14 protein-coding genes, 1 other RNA gene and 3 pseudogenes are annotated in these 18,240 nt (G+C 48.2%); 5 read left to right on the forward strand and 13 right to left on the reverse strand.

The genetic code is table 11. The features are described from left to right. Nucleotides 1-294: 294 nt before the first annotated feature. From A9587_RS21820 to A9587_RS21850, 7 genes and pseudogenes are all read right to left on the reverse strand, one after another. Nucleotides 295-1,881, reverse strand: a complete 1,587-nt coding sequence (locus A9587_RS21820; RefSeq protein ID WP_105263919.1) for a hypothetical protein — start codon at nucleotides 1,879-1,881, stop codon at nucleotides 295-297. Further along, entirely contained in the window at nucleotides 1,874-6,490 is a 4,617-nt protein-coding gene (locus A9587_RS21825) for an AAA domain-containing protein (protein ID WP_236942016.1), read from the reverse strand. The genes A9587_RS21820 and A9587_RS21825 overlap by 8 nt, the downstream gene beginning before the upstream one ends. Continuing rightward, complete coding sequence (locus A9587_RS25275) at nucleotides 6,457-6,831, reverse strand: nuclease-related domain-containing protein (RefSeq protein WP_236942015.1); 375 nt, start codon at nucleotides 6,829-6,831, stop codon at nucleotides 6,457-6,459. Before A9587_RS25275 ends, A9587_RS21825 begins: the two co-directional genes overlap by 34 nt. A 569-nt stretch (nucleotides 6,832-7,400) precedes the next feature. After that, nucleotides 7,401-7,754, reverse strand: a complete 354-nt coding sequence (locus A9587_RS21835) for a hypothetical protein (protein WP_105263917.1) — start codon at nucleotides 7,752-7,754, stop codon at nucleotides 7,401-7,403. After that, nucleotides 7,751-8,129: pseudogene (locus A9587_RS21840) on the reverse strand (TA system toxin CbtA family protein). Before A9587_RS21840 ends, A9587_RS21835 begins: the two are co-directional and overlap by 4 nt. A gap of 52 nt (nucleotides 8,130-8,181) precedes the next feature. After that, nucleotides 8,182-8,556 carry a type IV toxin-antitoxin system YeeU family antitoxin gene (locus A9587_RS21845; RefSeq protein ID WP_105263916.1) on the reverse strand — a complete coding sequence of 125 codons (375 nt, stop codon included), beginning with the start codon at nucleotides 8,554-8,556 and terminating at the stop codon, nucleotides 8,182-8,184. Continuing rightward, a pseudogene (locus A9587_RS21850) lies at nucleotides 8,553-8,691 on the reverse strand (DUF987 family protein); the annotation flags it as partial. The gene A9587_RS21845 and the pseudogene A9587_RS21850, both read right to left, overlap by 4 nt. On the opposite strand from A9587_RS21850, the pseudogene A9587_RS21855 reads away from it, so the two are divergent. Then, a pseudogene (locus tag A9587_RS21855) lies at nucleotides 8,678-9,343 on the forward strand (hypothetical protein); the annotation flags it as partial. The pseudogenes A9587_RS21850 and A9587_RS21855 overlap by 14 nt on opposite strands. 603 nt (nucleotides 9,344-9,946) lie before the next feature. Further along, on the forward strand, nucleotides 9,947-11,326 hold the full coding sequence (locus A9587_RS21865) for a DNA cytosine methyltransferase (RefSeq protein WP_236942431.1): 1,380 nt from the start codon (nucleotides 9,947-9,949) through the stop codon (nucleotides 11,324-11,326). Nucleotides 11,327-11,359: 33 nt separating this feature from the next. Here the strand turns inward: A9587_RS21865 and A9587_RS21870 are convergent, their stop codons facing one another. The 3 genes from A9587_RS21870 to smpB all read right to left on the reverse strand — a co-directional run bounded on the left by A9587_RS21870 (nucleotide 11,360) and on the right by smpB (nucleotide 13,424). Further along, a complete protein-coding gene (locus A9587_RS21870) occupies nucleotides 11,360-12,130 on the reverse strand; it encodes a TdeIII family type II restriction endonuclease (protein ID WP_105263913.1) in 771 nt (256 codons plus the stop codon). 233 nt (nucleotides 12,131-12,363) lie between these two features. Continuing rightward, nucleotides 12,364-12,726, reverse strand: a transfer-messenger RNA (tmRNA) gene (ssrA, locus tag A9587_RS21875). 215 nt (nucleotides 12,727-12,941) lie between these two features. Next, the gene (smpB, locus tag A9587_RS21880) at nucleotides 12,942-13,424 is read right to left on the reverse strand and encodes an SsrA-binding protein SmpB (RefSeq protein ID WP_000162574.1); all 483 of its coding nucleotides are present in this window, start codon (nucleotides 13,422-13,424) and stop codon (nucleotides 12,942-12,944) included. A gap of 170 nt (nucleotides 13,425-13,594) precedes the next feature. Here smpB and ratA point away from each other — a divergent pair, with 170 nt between their 5' ends. Together ratA and A9587_RS21890 are read left to right on the forward strand one after the other, a co-directional pair. Then, nucleotides 13,595-14,032 carry a type II toxin-antitoxin system toxin RatA gene (ratA, locus tag A9587_RS21885; RefSeq protein ID WP_010376629.1) on the forward strand — a complete coding sequence of 146 codons (438 nt, stop codon included), beginning with the start codon at nucleotides 13,595-13,597 and terminating at the stop codon, nucleotides 14,030-14,032. Further along, entirely contained in the window at nucleotides 14,022-14,312 is a 291-nt protein-coding gene (locus A9587_RS21890; RefSeq protein WP_001117829.1) for an RnfH family protein, read from the forward strand. Before ratA ends, A9587_RS21890 begins: the two co-directional genes overlap by 11 nt. Nucleotides 14,313-14,368: 56 nt before the next feature. Here the strand turns inward: A9587_RS21890 and bamE are convergent, their stop codons facing one another. The 3 genes from bamE to nadK all read right to left on the reverse strand — a co-directional run bounded on the left by bamE (nucleotide 14,369) and on the right by nadK (nucleotide 17,487). Beyond that, nucleotides 14,369-14,713: an outer membrane protein assembly factor BamE gene (gene bamE / locus A9587_RS21895; protein ID WP_001203438.1), complete on the reverse strand. Its 345-nt coding sequence runs from the start codon at nucleotides 14,711-14,713 to the stop codon at nucleotides 14,369-14,371. 148 nt (nucleotides 14,714-14,861) lie between these two features. Further along, entirely contained in the window at nucleotides 14,862-16,523 is a 1,662-nt protein-coding gene (recN, locus tag A9587_RS21900) for a DNA repair protein RecN (RefSeq protein ID WP_001516912.1), read from the reverse strand. An 85-nt stretch (nucleotides 16,524-16,608) separates the two neighbouring features. Beyond that, nucleotides 16,609-17,487, reverse strand: coding sequence for an NAD(+) kinase (gene nadK / locus A9587_RS21905; RefSeq protein ID WP_001059172.1), 879 nt, complete (start codon nucleotides 17,485-17,487; stop codon nucleotides 16,609-16,611). A 122-nt stretch (nucleotides 17,488-17,609) separates the two neighbouring features. Here nadK and grpE point away from each other — a divergent pair, with 122 nt between their 5' ends. Then, complete coding sequence (gene grpE, locus A9587_RS21915; RefSeq protein ID WP_001366580.1) at nucleotides 17,610-18,203, forward strand: nucleotide exchange factor GrpE; 594 nt, start codon at nucleotides 17,610-17,612, stop codon at nucleotides 18,201-18,203. Nucleotides 18,204-18,240: the final 37 nt, after the last annotated feature.

Below are 18,240 nucleotides of genomic sequence, written 5' to 3' on the forward strand. Positions count from 1 at the left end.
AAGCTATCGACTCAGACAGAAACGAAAGGCCGGGGTTATAGCTGAAGCTAATCCTGAGTAAAACGGTGGATCAATATTGGGCCGTTGGTGGAGATATAAGTGGATCACTTTTCATCCGTCGTTGACACTATCGCGACATTGGTAGAGAGGAAGGACGAGAAGACACCGTTGCCAACAGGCACTCCCTTCATTGTTAAAAGCAAAAACCACCTTTCAAAGGTTATTGTATTAGAAAGACCAACTGTTGGCTTTCACCCTGATACCGACGACCGTGAACTACCAGGGTGAGTAGCACTAGCGCCGATTGAATTTATCCATCAAATTTTTCAGTTTTTTCTCGGCATTTTCGACCAATAATTGTGCTAGTTCAGCAGAACTACAACCCAATTGTTGATCAAGACCTTCTAGCGCTACCTCGGGCTGGTCGGCTGACCGAAGCGGCGACAGGATTCGCTGCTGCACCTGCGCCCACAACTGAGCTACTTGTTCTGGGTCTGTCGTGAGATAGCCGATTGGCAACGTAAGGCCTGCGTAGCCGAGTGACTGATCCAAAACAGCGTGATACTGGACCACGGCTATGCCTTGCTCGCCAGGGAACACCAACATTTCCAAGTGCGACTCAGAACGACCTTTCTGGAAAATCCGTAGGCTATCGTCGGTACGGCTATTAAACAGATTAGTGATCAGACGACGTGCCTGAAATCCCTCATCGCACTGAAATGCCAAATTGAGACGACTGTTACGCTCCCCACTACTGAGTTCGGTGTTCATTTGTTTGATGAACGACTCAAGGCCTAAACTAGCACCAAACAACTCATTGGTTGCCCCGAGCCAGATCCCTTGATGCAACCGCTGATTACGTGGCAACCGTTCAGCCCAATTGATTAAGGTGCTACGGTTGGGGGAAGCATAAATCGGCCCAATTATCATACGTTGTGTCGCGCTATCACCATAGCTGGTCTTTTTGCGTTGGCGATCATGGAGTAAACGCCCTAGATCCAGCTTACCACTACGGCTGACATATCGGCGGATTACTATATCTTTTGCTAGGTCACAATAGTCCTCCAGTGTGGTAGTAGCGGCTTCTAGCTTGCGCTCATGCAACCAATTTATAGCTTCTGTTTTGAGACCAGAGCTTTCCATCAAACGAGTATGTTCTGAGCTATAGTCCATCAATCTGGCATCCAGACGAATTCCGTTCATAGGGTCGGAATGGGCGTGGATATCGAGTGAGATTTGCTGTTTCAATCCTGATTGACTAACAGAGGCCCGATTTATCCGGTAAAGTCGGGCCTTGGAACTACGCAGCGCACGCTTACTCTTGGTGTCGGGTAAGCAAACCTGAAAGCGACGAAATTGATTAGCGATTAAATCGGTGAAGTCACTGCGATTGATCTTACGAGCCAACTCGGGCAATCCTTTCTGCAGGTCTGTATTACACTTGGGCTGAATGTGTCCAGTGCAAAGATCGACGAAGGTAAAATCACGGTGATTTTCCACATCCTCAATTGTAATACCCTCATCCGATGCGCCCTCCCTGCGTTGCATCGTCAGCTTAACCGTGGTCGCGATATCGCCTTCAATATTGTATTGCACGAGGCCAGTGTCGATCATTTCATCAACAAGAACCTGGCGTTCATGGTCTGCGAGTCCAAAAAAACCCCCTAGCTCAGAAGGGGAGATGGTTTCGAGTTGAGCTACCAGCAAGAGTGCCGACTCAAGAATCGCAGGGAGTGCAGCTTTATGCGTCACATCAATGTCCAAGCTGATCTTCTGCACTGGAGCCAGCACGGTAATACTCTGCAGCAAGCGGTCATAATCTGCAGGCAGTTCCACGGGTTGCTGCGCTTTTCTGTTTAAGGTAAGGGTTTTGTTATACATAGTCACTCTCCTGCACCTCTGCGCAAGCGATATGGGGCAGGTCTGCCAAACGAATGATCTGATATTCGCTATCTCGGCACGGAAGCTGCTGATGGATATAGTCGAAGACGCGGGCCAGAGGCTGACATACATTCACCTGTTGCCACATACTCCCGGCACCGATGATTAACAGACGCTCTTTTGCACGAGACAGGGCAACGTTGACTCGGGCATTATCGGTCATAAATCCGACTTTTTGCTCGGAGTTATGGCGTACTAAACTTAATAAGATGATACGATTTTCTGATCCCTGATAGGAGTCAATGGTATCAACTTTCATCATTGAGCGTATCGGCGCTGCCCAGGATTCAGATTCCAGCCGCCTCTGCAGGAGCTCAACTTGCTTACGGTAGCCGGTAATAACCCCGATGGCTGGCGTTGTATCTTTGTCATTCCACTGGCGCAATTGCACCATCGTCTGTTCATCGTCGACTAATTGTCGCAGCAGGCTGCACAATAGGTTAACTTCAACATCATTGGCAATCGCTTTACCAATACTAGTTTCCTGTACCTTACTGTCAGAGGTATCGATCCATGATACTGTACGATCCCACGGGGCGGGTAGGGATGACATCCACTCGGGAGCTGCAGGTCGACCCGTGGCAAGCGTGCCGTCATAGAAGCAGTGGCTAATTATGTCACCGATAGCGGGTGCCATTCGATATTGCTTCAACAACATATGACCATCGTTCAAGGCGTAAGCCCGTTCAAAATCTGTTCTTTTTACATCGGTCTCAGTTAATCCTAGATCTCGTGCAACTTGGCGTACATGGCCTACATCATAACTCGGTGCTAATTGCTTGTAGTCCCCCACTAACAAAACTCGCTTCGCACTCTGCATGGCTATGGCTAGCTCGGAAAATGTAGCGCGCGCAGCCTCATCAATTACCACAAGGTCAAAGGCGCTTTTATCCAGTTGGTATCCGCCATGCCCGATGCCAACCAATGTGCCAACAACCAATTGACGAGTACGAGCAGCAAAGGCAGCGTAGCCGGTCTCGTCGGTGGCTAATCGCTGATACCAGTGATGGGCTACCTTCATTACTTCGGCCATCCGCTCAATGCGCTGAGGATTATTAATCTGATGTCGCTCAGCAATCATGTTGAGTACCGCAAACAGCGGCTTATTGTGTTGCAGTACCTGGTCGGGCATATCGGTAAAAGCTGACAGCCGGCCTGTTAAAGCATTCGTCAGGTTATCTAGTCGACGTTCAGCCGCTAGGCGAACCTCTCGCGTTACACTTGGCTGATTCACCACATCAATATTATCTTGCTTGGCTTCTCTTGCTTCATTTCGGGCAGGAGTGAACTCGAACAATTCACGACCGCAGGCTCGATACAGCGCAGCAGATTCCAGTACGAATGCCTCAGGCAATTTCAAGCGCGCTGACAACGCTAGCAGTCGGACTTCCAGATCGCGGTGAAATGCCGTTCGGGCTTGATCCTGCAGGGCATTGGTGTGGACGTCCAACATACCTTCGCTAATACGGCGACGTTCACCCAGGCGTACAATGCTTGGTGGTTTGAACTCAGGGGATTGTTCCTGACGCTTAAAACTCAACTCACGCACACGGTTTGCCACTTCATCAACTGCAGTATGTGATTGGCTTACAACAAGTACTCGGCGTACTTCCGCATCATTCAGCAGATAGTCTAAGGTCGCACTAAGTAGTGTGGTTTTACCCGTACCCGGTGGGCCCATCAACACACTGAGTGGATTCTGCAGCAAATACAGGAATGCGGCGCGTTTAGAATCATCCAGCCCATAGCGGTTGATTTGTTCGTCGGTCGGCATCGGTAACGCCGGGGGCTGGCAACCGCGAGGGCCTGTAATAAAGCGGTCGGTTAGATCTCCCATTACTGCGTCGTTAGCAATAATGCGTGAAAGTGCCCGATCTCGCCGCTCCCAGCTAACGTCACTCCCTGAATTTGACAGGGTCAGGATTGTGTCTTCCCGAATGTTTTGCAGGCGGAAGTTATTCCCGCGATTGTCATCCGAAAACACCAGTATACCATTACCGGATTTAGCAACATCCAGTTGGCCGAAGTGAGTTTCATGTTCATCTGCGGTTACGTTAATTACCTCATCGTCGGCAAGATCTAAAATGTCGATGTTCTCATTAACCTGTACATGAACGATTCCATCGCGTTCCTTAGGGCTCGCAATGACTTTTACTGTGGGCAGCGTTTCGCGCTCTACTTCAACCAGGCGTAGCCAGAGACGCTTAAGACCTTCTCCTTGATCTTTGACAACAGCTATCGATGGTTCTTCCACCACTGGTTTGGTGCCCAGAGCGTGCTGCACTACGTGTAATGTCCTAACAAAGTCCAGTAGTTTCGCATTTGTCGCATCATAAGAGCCTTTTTTAAGCAAAAAGGGCTGTCCCACCGACATTGCACGATTACCATTCTTTCGGTTGTTACGGGTGTCATAGACGATCTCACCCGTACCCAACCGATCATAGAACATTCGATGCACAGTAAGACTCTGCCCATCAACTTTGAGGTTCAGGGTCAGTTTATGTGAAACACCTTGGAAAACTAACTTTAGAACGTCCCCCTTATTATTGCTCGCCGTCAGATGGTAGATGCCAGAGTCCATCTCGAACAACTCGCCCTGTTCGTTGGGGAAAGACAAGTACTCGATCACCAAGGGCGTAACCTCAACCAACTCGGGTTCATTTGCGTTGATCATAGTTCGCCGCAATATGTCGAGACTACGTGGCACAGTGTTGTTAGCACCTAACGCATTGCGGATCTCCTTGCGTATCTTATTAGCGCCGGGATGAATGCAAGCAGCAAATAGCTCATCAACGATCATGTATACGGCAAAGCGATCACGCGCTGTTGCACTGACGTCGGTTGTTGGGGCGTACTCAGAATTTCTCGGCGCAAGGCCGTCCATATCTAAGTCAAACATATCCAGGAGCAGAATACCTAACTTGCCTCCTTCCATCTGTACCAGCAAGTTCTCAGGCTTCAGATCGCCATGGCTCAAATCCAGATCGTGCAGGTTATGCACTGCACGTATCAGCGCATCAGCCAATTGGTAACGCTCTTCATAGCTACGGTTGGGTAGCGCAAACCACTGCTCCAGGCTTTCTCCAGGGGCATAGGACTGGACGATATGGGTTCCCATCATGCCGCAGCCGAACTCAATCAATGGCGGGAGCGACAAAATATTTTTGGAGACAACAGCACAGCGTTCAAGGAAGTGCAGCAGCCGTTGAGACTGACCATGATTATCCTTGTTGGGACGTGCATTCAAATAGATACGAACAATACAGGGTTGCCCATCAACCGTAGTAGAACGGAAAGTCATGCGTTGACGCAGGGGATCCATATTCGGAGCTTCTGCCTGTGGGTATTTCGTTATTGGCATAACCTCAGTGCTGAACGCAGCTAAGGAATTGAGTACACGGACCTTATCTTCGTTCGTATCGAGGTTTTGAAAATTAAGAGTTCGTGTAAGCGTCTCCAGCATTGCACCCGCATCTGCGTGACGTTCTGATGCATTGACTTTCAGGCATTGCTGGATAAAAACATCCAGTTTACCGCCGAAGGGATCATTTGAGGGCTTCTTCCATTGTGGAGGCTCATCACAGGGCAATGCCAGTTGCTCTCCATAAGCAATGTGGTAGCACAGCACTCCTAGTTGGAACACATCCACGGCTTGGCTCAGAACCTCGGTCTTACCAAAGGCATCCTCTGGTAGCACGATACCAGTCGTATCCAGGTCCTGACGCATGTCGCTTATGCTTTTGTGTCCCAAATCCGGAAATTTGGCACTCGTCAGGCCGCTGACGATGATGGCATTACGTTCCCGATCCCACCATAAGCGCTTAGCACTTAAATCACGGTGGTATACCCCCATAGCATGCATACCGGCCAATGGTGTTAGCAAAGCTCGTAACAATAATGTACGTTTTTCAGTCGACAATGGCGAGGATACCAGGTATTCGTCCAAACGCTCAGCCAACCGAGGAATTTGGTAGACTTCTGCCATGTCGACGGTAAGGGTATCTTCCTGAAGGTTGTGCTTGGGCTCCAGTAGATAGTCTTTGCCCAGTTGGCTATCAGTTCGACGTATATGTCGCTGAGTTCGGTCCTCACGTAATCCATAGAAGACGCGTACAGACATGTCTGTGCCGACATGGGCCATTTTGGTAAAGTCCCACATCCGTATCTGGCTTTTATCGTCCGAATCGCGCTCATGTTCGCCATCGAACTCATTATAAAAGCCGTTGGGTCCTTCTAGCCGTGGGGTCTTCTCACTGAGCACATATCCTGCTTCAAGCCTCTGGCGGATCTGGACGTAATTCCCCCCACGCTTCCATTTTTCAAAAATCGCAATTTGCCCGGGAGCGCAAGGGCGCTTTTCGGGATTACGGCAAAAATAACTTTCAGCCCTGGTGTCGGGCATTTTGTCAAAATAGGTATCCAGATTCGTGATGGTCAGAAACTCATCGAGCGTCAGTACAAAGCCTTTATCTTTAGGAGATTGCTGTGTGATTTTGACATCGCCAGTGAGAACCACTAATGCCTGAATTTCGTAGAAAGTATCCCCCACAGTTCGCGCAGTTCTTCCTTAAACATGGATTTGATTCGTACTGCATGCTCGCGCTTGAGGTCGATGGGAGATCCGTGTTTGATTTCACGCCCACTTGGTGTGGTCTGGATCCATTGGTCGTCTTCCATACGAACCTGACCGTGGAAATTTTTCAGTTCTACCATCAGGATACGATCTTCGGCGAAGATCAATACATCAAATTCCAGGCTTTTGCGATTTTTGTCGACCAGCAAGATACCCGCATATCCAACCCAGTGTGTGGGTAGAGCCTTCTCTATGGCAATAATGGCATCATGCTCGTTTTGGTGTAACCCTTGGGTCGCTGCAATGTGTATTTTCATTGAGTTGCCTCTGGTTGCGAGCAGGCGGAGATGTTTAAGGCTAGGGGGGTACCATGCTGCAGAATGGATGCAGTAGCGCAATGGTCAATAAGACAAAATGTGAGACATTTCATATTGCTGTAGAGTTCATCAATGGGGTACTCCCACAGTCATCGCCGAATGCGAGAACCACTGATTTACCCCTAAAAAGGATACTCGAATGTAGCATAACAACTGTTGGGGTAAAGAAAGATAATTAACAAATGTGATTGGAGTGTGCCACAACTGATATATGAGTATAAGGAAGTGTAATCAGCGCTATGAGCTGCTTCCCCTAGATTATCTTATCGTTACGTTAGCAACGTTTTCTCCAGACACAAAGCAGTCAGACACGGAGGGACAGAGCGCTAATGCACTGAAATCAAGAGGGATATACTATGGTGAACCCGTTAAGGGGAGGGACCTTACGGGGGAGGGGTTTATGATGGCTATTAATACGCAGTATTAATATCTGATTTCTTTTATTTAAGGACTAATGGAACAACAGGGTCTGACAACTGATTGTCAGACCAGATATTGTTCAAACGAAATTAGCACTTCATCAGCCAGTCCCCCTGACTGGTGATGACGTTAATCTCTGCCACACTGCATGGGCCTTTAATGTAGACGGCAATCTCTTTCCCGTAAGGCAGTGTTGAAGGTACCAGTGGAACAGGTTTGTTGCCTGCATAGACGGTGGGCATCTTCTGAATTGGGCAGTTACCCCGATTAACGACAATATCCTTAATAGTGACGCTGTCAGTCAGCGACTGAACATGAACGCGCTGCTGAAGCAGATTCGGGTAATACGGATTTTTAACTTGCTCAAGACTAATCCTGACCGGAGCCTCTGCGGCGTGTAGCAGAGGTGAGACCATCAGTGCCATGGAGAGGGCGAGTTTCATCGTGTCACCCCGCTGTATTTTCCACCAGTAATATTGGTAACCGCTTTGTAGTCATTGCGGGTCATCAACCCGGTGGCTTTACGGGCGCGGAGGATATCGGTACTGCCGATGAAGGGGGGACTGCTCCGCGCCACTGAAGCCGTGGCGGTCGGTACGAACCAGACCGTACTTTTTCACGATAAAATTCACTGCGTCTGCCAGCGAAATACCGGCGTCAACATGCTGCTCAATGACGCCGTCATTGCCAAACGGCGTGTCATTGACCGTAAGACCATAGTGCTGTTGCAACAGGTACGTGAGCAGGGTCTGCCAGATTTGGACGGGTGACGGTCGTGACGGAGCCGCCCCCGTCCGGGGTGCTGAGGGTGTCTGCATGAGGGTTATCTCGTTGTGAAATGGGTAAGGCAAAGGGAGGTTTTGTGCGGGGTTACGCAGTTGTTGCCGGCGTCGGATAAATGGCTATATACACATAGCCACAACTGGCAAGCGAGTCCGCTTCGCAGGTGAGCCCCTTTGCATACAGCGTAACGCAGTGCTGATGACGGGGTGTGAGTTCACCGCTGGTCAGCATCAGTTCCATCTGCTTCATCAGCAGCGGAAATGCCTGGTCGAGATGACGTAAATCCGCGTCACTGAATTTACCGGTAATACTGGCGCGGTCAGCCAGATAATGAAGGCGGTTGCCTTCCTGAACCAGTCGCGCGCCAAAACACGGGGTGATATTGCGCTTCAGTCCCCACCATGGCTCTGTAATATCATGGTTTGTTGTGGGTGTTGTATTCGACAATGTAGTGCTCCTCATATCAGGTTAATCAAGTGTGACGCAGCGCAGTACCACATACGGGCCGCTGCGGTCCTGACGACGTTCTGCGAATACCGCCAGCACACCACGAATGTCCTGCACCTCCCGGCCTGCATAGTGGCAGACGCTGCCGGATGGTACCAGCCTGCCGGACGTTAAACCCGGTGAGCAATTGCAGCAGCAGCGGGAAGAAGTTTCCCAGCGGGTGACTCAGGCAGGAGACTGGGTAAGACAGACCGATCAGACCATCAGTGAAACATCGATGGCGCGAACCGTAAAAGCCGATACGGAACAGCGCGAACTGGTCAGCCGTGAAACCACGGTGAAAGCCACGGATAAAACCACGGTACTGGGAACCACCACATTGCTGGCCGGAGCCATCCAGCAGGTAAGTGCCGGTGATTATAGCCAGGCGGTGAAAGGTAACAGGCTGGCCAGTATTGAAGGAAACGAAGAAACGGACATAGCAGGACAGCAGTCCACTAAAGTGGGCGGTGCTGTAGCCGTGGAGGTTGGCGAAAGCCTGACAGAGAAAATTGCCGCACTGCGTAAATCAGTGGCCGCTGGCGGTCAGCAGGTCATGGGGGCAACTGTCCATATTGGCAGTGAGAGTATCAACGCCCTGACCATGATGTTGGATACCATTGATTTACTGGCAGAACTGGCACAGCAATGCGCGAGCCATTCGCACCCCACCGTTGGGACGCCAACTAATGCCGACGCGTTCACCCAGACGGCGACGAAAGCCGGGCAGACCCGGAGCAAGTACCAGAATATAATTGCCTGACCATGACCACACGCCCGCATAATGCGGGCTTTTTTATACCCATCCTCAGACGCAGCAGAACGCGTTCTCAGCACTTAAAACAACAAATTAACCCAACGCAACACATATAAAAGATCGTGCGCATGGCGCTGCGCTGGCGCAGCGATGCACCGACAAAATAAATCTTTCGCAGACAAAAACGGCGCTACACCGCACCCGCCTGCGGTTTCTGGATCTGGAAATTTTTTCAGTTTTATTTTTCTACAAACCTGAGCGCCAGACCGCGCCATTACTGGCGGCTTTGCGGAGAACAGAAACTGAAATGATTGACAGGAATTTCAGGTAATTACAGTTTTTAGAACCGTAAGATGATTAGGGTTTTTTTATATCATTTTGATTATAAAGAAAAAATTTTATTTTTATCATATTAAATAATATTTGAAAATCGGCTCCACCAACAACGCTGATGACTGACACCTAAGCTCCACGTGGTTTAGCAGCCTTTCATGGAATGGCTACGATTGAAAAGTCTTTCATGAACGTTGACTTTATTTCTGTATCTTGGCAAATTGGGTATATAGACATCTATCGGTTGGGAAAAAAAAAGTGAGTACCACTTTAACTGTGAGTGAAGCTGCTAGCATATTGGGAATATCCCCACAAAGAGTAAGGTCATTGTGTCGTGAAGGTAAGATACCCTCGGCGAGACAGTCCGGTAAGATATGGCTCCTGGAAAGTAGCAATATTATTGAACTAAAAAATTTGATGAAAGATGAAGATAGAATGTCAAAAATTGAAACTACAAAACCAATAGCTCTTAGTTTTTTTAGTGGTGCAATGGGGTTGGATTTAGGTTTAGAGAAAGCTGGGTTTAAGACTCTCTTGGCATGTGAAATTGATAAAAGTGCGCGTAAAACGATAAAGAAAAATAAACCTGATATGGCTTTAATTGGGGATATTCGTGATTATTCCTCTCAAGAAATTTTAGAGCATGCTGGGCTTTCGCTTGGGGATGAAGTTGATTTAATTATGGGAGGGCCTCCTTGTCAGGCTTTTTCAACCGCAGGTAAACGCTTAGGATTTGAAGATGAGCGTGGTAACGTGTTTCTTAAGTATCTTGAAACAGTTTTCGAGATCAGGCCAAGATATTTTATAATCGAGAATGTTCGAGGATTATTGTCTGCTCCCCTTCAACATCGTCCCCATAGTGAGAGAGGTGAGGATTTCCCCCCCCTGAAGAATGAAGAGCAGGCTGGGGGGGTGCTAAGTTATATATATAGAATGATAAAGGCTAATGGATATAGCTGCTCATTTGAACTTTATAATGCAGCTAATTTTGGTGTTCCTCAAACACGTGAGCGTGTCGTAATGTTGTGTTCCCGTGATGGTAGAAAAATACCTTACCTTGAACCAACACATTCGCAAGCGGGAGAGTTTGGTTTACCGGTTTGGAAAACATTTGCAGAAACAGTGGCTGATTTAAATGGCATTCATCATACTCATCTTGATTTTCCTGAAAAACGGAAAAAATATTATAGAATGCTTGGGCCTGGAGAGTATTGGAAAAATCTACCGATAGAGCTTCAAAAGGAAGCATTAGGTAATTCTTTTTTTTCAGGTGGGGGTAAAACGGGATTCTTACGACGGCTGTCATGGGACAAACCGTCACCAACATTAGTTACACATCCTGCAATGCCTGCCACTGATTTGGCTCATCCTGAAGAGGTAAGGCCTTTATCTATAGAGGAATATAAAAAGCTTCAGCAATTTCCCGATTCTTGGGCTATTGAGGGGAAATTATTAGATCAATATAAGCAGCTTGGTAACGCTGTTCCTGTGGGGCTTGGTTATGCTATAGGGAAACACCTGATTAACTTTGATAATGGCATTTTACCTAAGAAGTATCCGGGGTTTAAATATTCGCGCTATAAGAATACATCTGATTTATTTTTAGAGGAAAAGTTATCTGAACAAGATGATCTTGATTTGAATTTGGCTGTGTAAAAATAAGGGGGGGGGTTAGCCTCCCTTACCTGATTATACAAAATTATCTATACCATACTGTCTGATTTTTTGTTGCAGTTCTTCACTTACAGATGAAGCTATCTCTAAAACAGTTTCATATGTTCCATGCCCACCTAGTGTATCCCAATAATCTCGCCCAATTAAAATGCAAGGATCAGTATGGAAATTAAATATTTTCATGGGTGGAGTCCAGTTATATAATTCACGACGATCGCCGAATGGGTTGTAATATAAACCGAAATAAACATTGCAATCAGGGTCATTAATTTTAAGCTTAAGTAAATCTCGTTTTGCTTCTGCTGTTTGATCTATATTAGGTTTTACAGTTTTAATCGAAAAATAATTATGCTTGCCATCTCTGAAAAAATAGAGGTCTGAAATGACGCGCAACTCGTCAAAACCAGATGATGAGTGAATCTGTAGAATATGAGAATAATCATCGTTCCAACAAGGACGAGCGCCAGAACCTCTTAATCTTAGCTGCCCAATATGATGTTCTATGGCTCTTAATTGATCATGGTCAATGGTAACGAAAGTTTCTTTTTGTGTTTGGACATTTTCTGCACCTGAAGACTGTGCAATAAATGCTGAGATTCTTTCTATTACCGACTGTCCAAAACTAGTGCTGAATGATCTTTCAAAACGGCTCCAAAACACAGCTTCTTTACTTAGGAGCGCAGAATGAAAGGGCATAATTGTAGCTTCTTGTTGAAGACGCTGTAATGTCCTTTCAACACAGCTTATGAACTCTGCTCGAACTTTTTGATAGCAAATCTTATCCATGAGAAAACCGCCTATCTTTTATAAAAAATAAAGGCTGGTTGAATGCTTATAGGTATTAACCGACGAACCATGCAATGCACTACCAGCGCCATCCTCTGTTGGTAGAGCAAACATTGAAATCCTTTCCTAGATCTTGATGTGGTCAGAACGACCAAAAGAAAGGCTAAGTGGACGCAATATGGACTCAACCAACTATGAAGGGGCTACGTTTTCACGTAACCCCTTGTTTTATTTGGTGGAGCTGGCGGGAGTTGAACCCGCGTCCGAAATTCCTACATCCTCGGTACTACATGCTTAGTCAGTCTTTACATTCGCTTGCCAGCTGCGGACAGACACGCCACTAACAAACTAGCCTGATTAAGTTTTAACGCTTCAACCCCAGGCAGGGCTTCCACGCGATCTCTTTTGGGTTTGACCTCTCTTGATCCCCGTCCTAAGAGCGGAGGCTAGGGAGAGAGGGCTCTAAGCAGGTTATTAAGCTGCTAAAGCGTAGTTTTCGTCGTTTGCGACTATTTTTTGCGGCTTTTTACGAGGCCAACCGCCCCTCGGCATGCACCTTGGGTTTCGCAAATCCCGTCGAATCCAGAATCAGCCCCAATGTGTAACGGTGAGTATACCAGATTTGTGAGCGCCATGACCAGCCCCAATGGCGACATCGTCAAGGATTTAGCGCCTGCGTAGCATGATTTTTATTCGATTAAGCATGGGGATGACTACATCTGTGTTAAATATGATTATCAACAAGATGTTCATTCGCGCCACCGGAGAGGGGAGGCGCGGTGAGGGGCTGATCAGTATATGTTATGTAGGTTTAACGGTGAGCGTTTTTCATGATACGTGCTTTATCCACCTGCCATTCACGTTCTTTGATGTCAGAACGTTTATCGTGTTGTTTCTTACCTTTCGCGACACCAATTTTTACTTTGCACCAGGCATTTTTCCAGTACAGGGAGAGCGCCACTACGGTATAGCCTTCACGATTTACGCGACCGTACAATGAGTCCAGTTCGCGCTGGTTGAGAAGTAGCTTGCGAGTACGAGTAGGATCGCACACCACATGCGTGGAAGCCACAGCCATCGGCGTGATATTTGCGCCAAACAGGAACGCTTCTCCGTCGCGCAGAAGAACATAGCTGTCGCTAATATTGGCTTTTCCTGCACGCAGGGATTTAACTTCCCAGCCTTGCAGGGCGAGTCCCGCTTCAAACTCTTCTTCAATAAAGTATTCGTGACGGGCGCGCTTGTTGAGCGCTATGGTTGCTGAACCAGGTTTATGTGCTTTTTTCTTCGTCATAAGCGTCGTGAATCATCGGTAATCTGAAATCGAAAACACCCCATATTAATCCTGCGGGGGACAAGGCTCTATCTTAGCATGAACCCGATGTTACCCAGTGCCGGGATAGCGTTTTTTTTACAGCAGGATAAATGATATTATTTGTTGGTTTTTTGTTGATGGAATTTGTTATGCCTCAAATTAGCCGGACCGCACTCGTACCCTACAGCGCGGAGCAAATGTATCAGTTAGTGAATGACGTTCAGTCTTATCCTCAGTTTTTGCCGGGTTGTACCGGAAGTCGGATTCTGGAGTCCACTCCTGGGCAGATGACCGCTGCGGTAGATGTCTCTAAGGCTGGGATCAGCAAAACGTTTACTACCCGGAATCAGTTGACCAGTAACCAAAGTATCCTCATGAATCTGGTTGATGGGCCGTTCAAGAAGTTGATCGGCGGTTGGAAGTTTACGCCGCTGAGCCAGGAGGCGTGCCGTATCGAGTTTCATCTCGATTTTGAGTTTACTAATAAGCTGATTGAACTCGCCTTTGGTCGCGTGTTTAAAGAGCTGGCGACTAATATGGTGCAGGCTTTCACTGTGCGAGCAAAAGAGGTTTATAGTGCCAGGTAAAATTGCCGTTGAGGTAGCTTACGCGTTACCAGAGAAGCAGTACCTGCAACGTGTGATGTTGCAGGAGGGAGCGACGGTTGAAGAGGCGATTCGCGCCAGCGGTTTGCTGGAATTGCGTACAGATATCGATTTAACTAAAAATAAAGTCGGCATTTACAGTCGTCCGGCAAAACTGAGTGATATCGTGCGCGATGGCGATCGTGTAGAGATTTATCGACCATTGATTGCCGATCCGAAAGAGCTTCGCAGGCAGCGGGCAGAGAAGTCAGCGAATAAATAGCAGGCAGAAAAAAGGTGCTCAGCGAGCACCTTTTTGATCGCTATAAACAGCAAATTTTATTCGTTGCCACTCAGTGCGGGTTTGTTATCAATATTGGTCAACACACCGCTGCTGTTAAAGGTCAGCGTCAGCGTTTGCTGCGTTACACCTTCATGACCTGGTTGTTGGCGGAAGACATAGAACCAGGTATTCGTACCAAATGGATCGGACATCAGCGGTGTACCCAATGCGTACGCAACTTGTTGTTGCGTCATGCCAACGCGTATTTTGGATACGTCGTTAGCGGTCAGATAGTTCCCCTGGTTGATGTCAGGACGGTAAACCACTCGCTCCAGAGTGGAACAGCCTGCGGTCAACATCAATAGTACTGCTGCGGCAGCAGTCAGCGTTTTACAGCGCATAGTGATTTGATTCCTTTTCGGGCCCGAGCAGTACGTGGCTCATCTGTAATATGCCGATGATAATAGACCTTTCGTCACTTTAAAACCTTTTGCTGTCGGGTCTTACGGCGTTTTGCTGTCTACTCTGACCGTGAAGCAGTAAAAAAGTTTACGCCGCAAGCAGTTCTTTCGCGTTCGCCAGGGTGTTGCGGGTAACTTCGCTACCACCAAGTAAGCGCGCCAACTCCTGTAACCGCGCCTTTTTATCCAGTGATTGCATATGTGTTTCTGTCATCGCGCCATCTGTTTCTTTGCTGACAAAATAGTGTTGATGACCGCATCCTGCGACTTGTGGCAGGTGGGTAACACACATTACCTGGGTTGATTCGCCAAGCTGACGTAGCAGTTTGCCGACGACTGCTGCAGTCGGGCCGCTGATCCCCACATCCACTTCATCGAAAATGAGCGCTGGCGTTTCCATTTTACGCGCTGTAATAACCTGAATCGCCAGAGCGATACGCGACAATTCACCACCGGATGCGACTTTGGCGATAGGCTGCATTGGCTGACCAGGGTTGGTGGTAACCCGAAACTCAATGCGGTCGGCACCGTCAGCGCTCAGGTGATGCTCATCAAATTTCACATCAATCGTAAATTGCCCATGCGGCATGGAGAGTGCGTGCATACTGTCGGTGATCAGGTGCGCAAGTTCTGCTGCATAGTGCTGGCGTTGTTGGTGTAACGCGCGTGCCGTTTCCAGCGCCTGCTGATGGTGTTTAGTTACGGCCAGCGCGAGAGTTTCTTGTGAGTCGGCCTGATCGTCGAGTTGCTGTTGTTCTTCCAGCAGTGATTGATAATATTGCGGCAATGCTTCCGGGCTGACGTGGTGTTTACGTGCCAGTGAAATCTGTTTTGAGATACGTTGTTCAAGTTCGAACAACCGGTTAGGGTCGAGATCCAGACGATCGCAGTAGTGGCGTAATTCGTCACTGGCTTCAGCTATCTGGATTGTGGCCTCTTCCAGCATATCAAGTACACCGGACAGTTTGCTGTCCATACCAATCAGTTCGCTAACCAATTGTTTTGCTGTATAAAGCTGACTTTGCAGGTTTGCATCTTCGCCGTCGGCCATTAATGCCAGTGCATTCTGGCTTGTAGTCAGCAATTGACCGCTGTTAGCCAGACGCTTGTACTCTTCGTCGATTTGTTCAAACTCACCGGGCTGCGGATTAAATTCGTTCAGTTCTTTTAACTGATATTGCAGCAGTTCCGCGCGAGCGGCGCGTTCCTGACTTAACTGTTGATGATGCGCCAGGTCGCGGCAGCTTTGATGCCACAACTGATAACGAGCGGTCATTTCCTGGAGCAGAGAAGTTTCATTGGCGTAGCCATCAAGCAGGAATTTTTGGTGCTCGGCTTTGGTGAGTAACTGATGAGCATGCTGACCGTGGATCTGGATGAGCAACTGACCCAGTTCGCGCAGTTGTGACAGAGGAACGGCCGTGCCGTTGATGAAACCACGGGAGCGGCCATCGCTACTGATCACGCGACGAAGCAGGCATTCGCGGCCATCTTCCAGTTGGTTTTCTTCCAGCCAGCGCAGAGCCGCTGGCGTATCTTTAAGAGAAAAACGAGCGCACAGGTCTGCGCGAGCAGCGCCGGTACGCACCATGTCGGCTTCAGCGCGACCACCGAGACAAAGGCCGAGCGCATCTATTGCAATAGATTTGCCTGCGCCGGTCTCACCGGTTATTACGGTCATACCGCTGTGAAAATCAATCTCAAGCTCACGAACAATAGCAAAGTTGCTGATGGTCAGTTGTGCCAACATAGTCGTTTTCCTGTATGAAAAACCATTACTGTTATTGTGTACAGTATAAACTGGTTTTATATACAGTAAAGAGGCTGGTGTAAAATTAAAATAATTTTTTTGACCAGCCGAGTTTAGTGCTTAATGTATTGAAATAGCTGTAATCTTTTGGATGAATCAGATTCAGATGGTAATCACAACGACGAATCAGGACATCTTCACCTTCCTGAATCGGTAGCGCTATCTGGCTGTCGCAGCTAATTTCCAGATCGCTACGGCGGTGCGAAAAGCGCAGGCGAATTGTGCTGCTGCTGTTAATGACCAGCGGGCGCGCCGAGAGTGTATGCGGGAACATTGGCACCAGGGTAATTGCATCCAGTGATGGTGTCAGAATCGGGCCGCCCGCCGAGAGGGAATAGGCGGTAGAACCTGTAGGCGTAGAAATAATCAGTCCATCGGAGCGCTGAGAAAACGCAAAGATCTCGTCGATATACACTTCGAACTCAATCATATGCGCTACTTTACCTGGGTGAAGCACTACTTCGTTAATCGCTGTGCTGATGCGCTTCTGGCAATCTTGCTGGCAGACTTGTGCTTCCAGCAAAAAACGTTTTTCGCTGATGTAGTGGCCTTCCAGCACATCGGCTAACTGTTGTTGGGCGTTATCGGGGTCAAGGTCAGTCAGGAAACCCAGGTTGCCACGGTTGATGCCAATGACTTTAATGTCGTAGCGGGCGAGCGTGCGCGCCGCGCCCAGCATATTACCGTCGCCACCAACAACTACCGCGAGATCAGCCAGTTGTCCAATCTCCGCGAGTGTGCCAGTTTTCACATTCTTCAGTTGCAGTTCGTGAGCGATTTGCTGCTCAACGATGACCTCGTAACCTTTTGTGCACAACCAGCGGTAGAGCATTTCATGTGTTGTCAGTGCAGTAGGGTGCCGTGGGTGTCCCACAATGCCAATACACTTGAAATGATTATTCATTTTTCCGAGGTCCTTGTTGTGAAGATTGATGACAATGTGAGTGCTTCCCTTGAAACCCTGAAACTGATCCCCATAATAAGCCAAGTTAGCGAGATGAATGCGAAAAAAACGCGGAGAAATTCATGAGTAGTAAAGAACAGAAAACGCCTGAGGGGCAAGCCCCGGAAGAAATTATCATGGATCAGCACGAAGAGATTGAGGCAGTTGAGCCAGAAGCTTCTGCTGAGCAGGTGGATCCGCGCGATGAAAAAATTGCGAATCTCGAAGCTCAGCTGGCTGAAGCCCAGACCCGTGAACGGGACGGTATTTTGCGCGTAAAAGCGGAAATGGAAAACCTGCGTCGTCGTACTGAACTGGATATCGAAAAAGCGCATAAATTTGCGCTGGAGAAATTCATCAACGAATTGCTGCCGGTGATTGATAGTCTGGATCGTGCGCTGGAAGTGGCTGATAAAGCTAACCCGGATATGTCTGCGATGGTTGAAGGTATTGAGCTGACGCTGAAGTCGATGCTGGATGTAGTACGTAAATTTGGCGTTGATGTCATTGCCGAAACGAACGTACCGCTGGATCCAAACGTGCATCAGGCCATCGCAATGGTGGAATCTGATGACGTTGCGCCGGGTAACGTACTGGGCATCATGCAGAAGGGTTATACGCTGAACGGTCGTACGATTCGTGCGGCGATGGTTACTGTCGCGAAAGCGAAAGCTTAATTTCTGCCTTCGTAATGAGTTACGGCCCTGCATATGA

Source organism: Escherichia sp. MOD1-EC6162 (assembly GCF_002965125.1).
Classification (GTDB): Bacteria; Pseudomonadota; Gammaproteobacteria; order Enterobacterales; family Enterobacteriaceae; genus Escherichia; species Escherichia marmotae.

Coding starts and splice junctions, on each gene's coding strand:
- bamE (WP_001203438.1), bottom strand. CDS start 14,713: ATGCGCTGTAAAACGCTGACTGCTGCCGCAGCAGTACTATTGATGTTG.
- grpE (WP_001366580.1), top strand. CDS start 17,610: ATGAGTAGTAAAGAACAGAAAACGCCTGAGGGGCAAGCCCCGGAAGAA.
- A9587_RS21870 (WP_105263913.1), bottom strand. CDS start 12,130: ATGGATAAGATTTGCTATCAAAAAGTTCGAGCAGAGTTCATAAGCTGT.
- A9587_RS21845 (WP_105263916.1), bottom strand. CDS start 8,556: ATGAGGAGCACTACATTGTCGAATACAACACCCACAACAAACCATGAT.
- A9587_RS21820 (WP_105263919.1), bottom strand. CDS start 1,881: ATGTATAACAAAACCCTTACCTTAAACAGAAAAGCGCAGCAACCCGTG.
- smpB (WP_000162574.1), bottom strand. CDS start 13,424: ATGACGAAGAAAAAAGCACATAAACCTGGTTCAGCAACCATAGCGCTC.
- ratA (WP_010376629.1), top strand. CDS start 13,595: ATGCCTCAAATTAGCCGGACCGCACTCGTACCCTACAGCGCGGAGCAA.
- recN (WP_001516912.1), bottom strand. CDS start 16,523: ATGTTGGCACAACTGACCATCAGCAACTTTGCTATTGTTCGTGAGCTT.
- nadK (WP_001059172.1), bottom strand. CDS start 17,487: ATGAATAATCATTTCAAGTGTATTGGCATTGTGGGACACCCACGGCAC.
- A9587_RS21835 (WP_105263917.1), bottom strand. CDS start 7,754: ATGAAACTCGCCCTCTCCATGGCACTGATGGTCTCACCTCTGCTACAC.
- A9587_RS25275 (WP_236942015.1), bottom strand. CDS start 6,831: ATGAAAATACACATTGCAGCGACCCAAGGGTTACACCAAAACGAGCAT.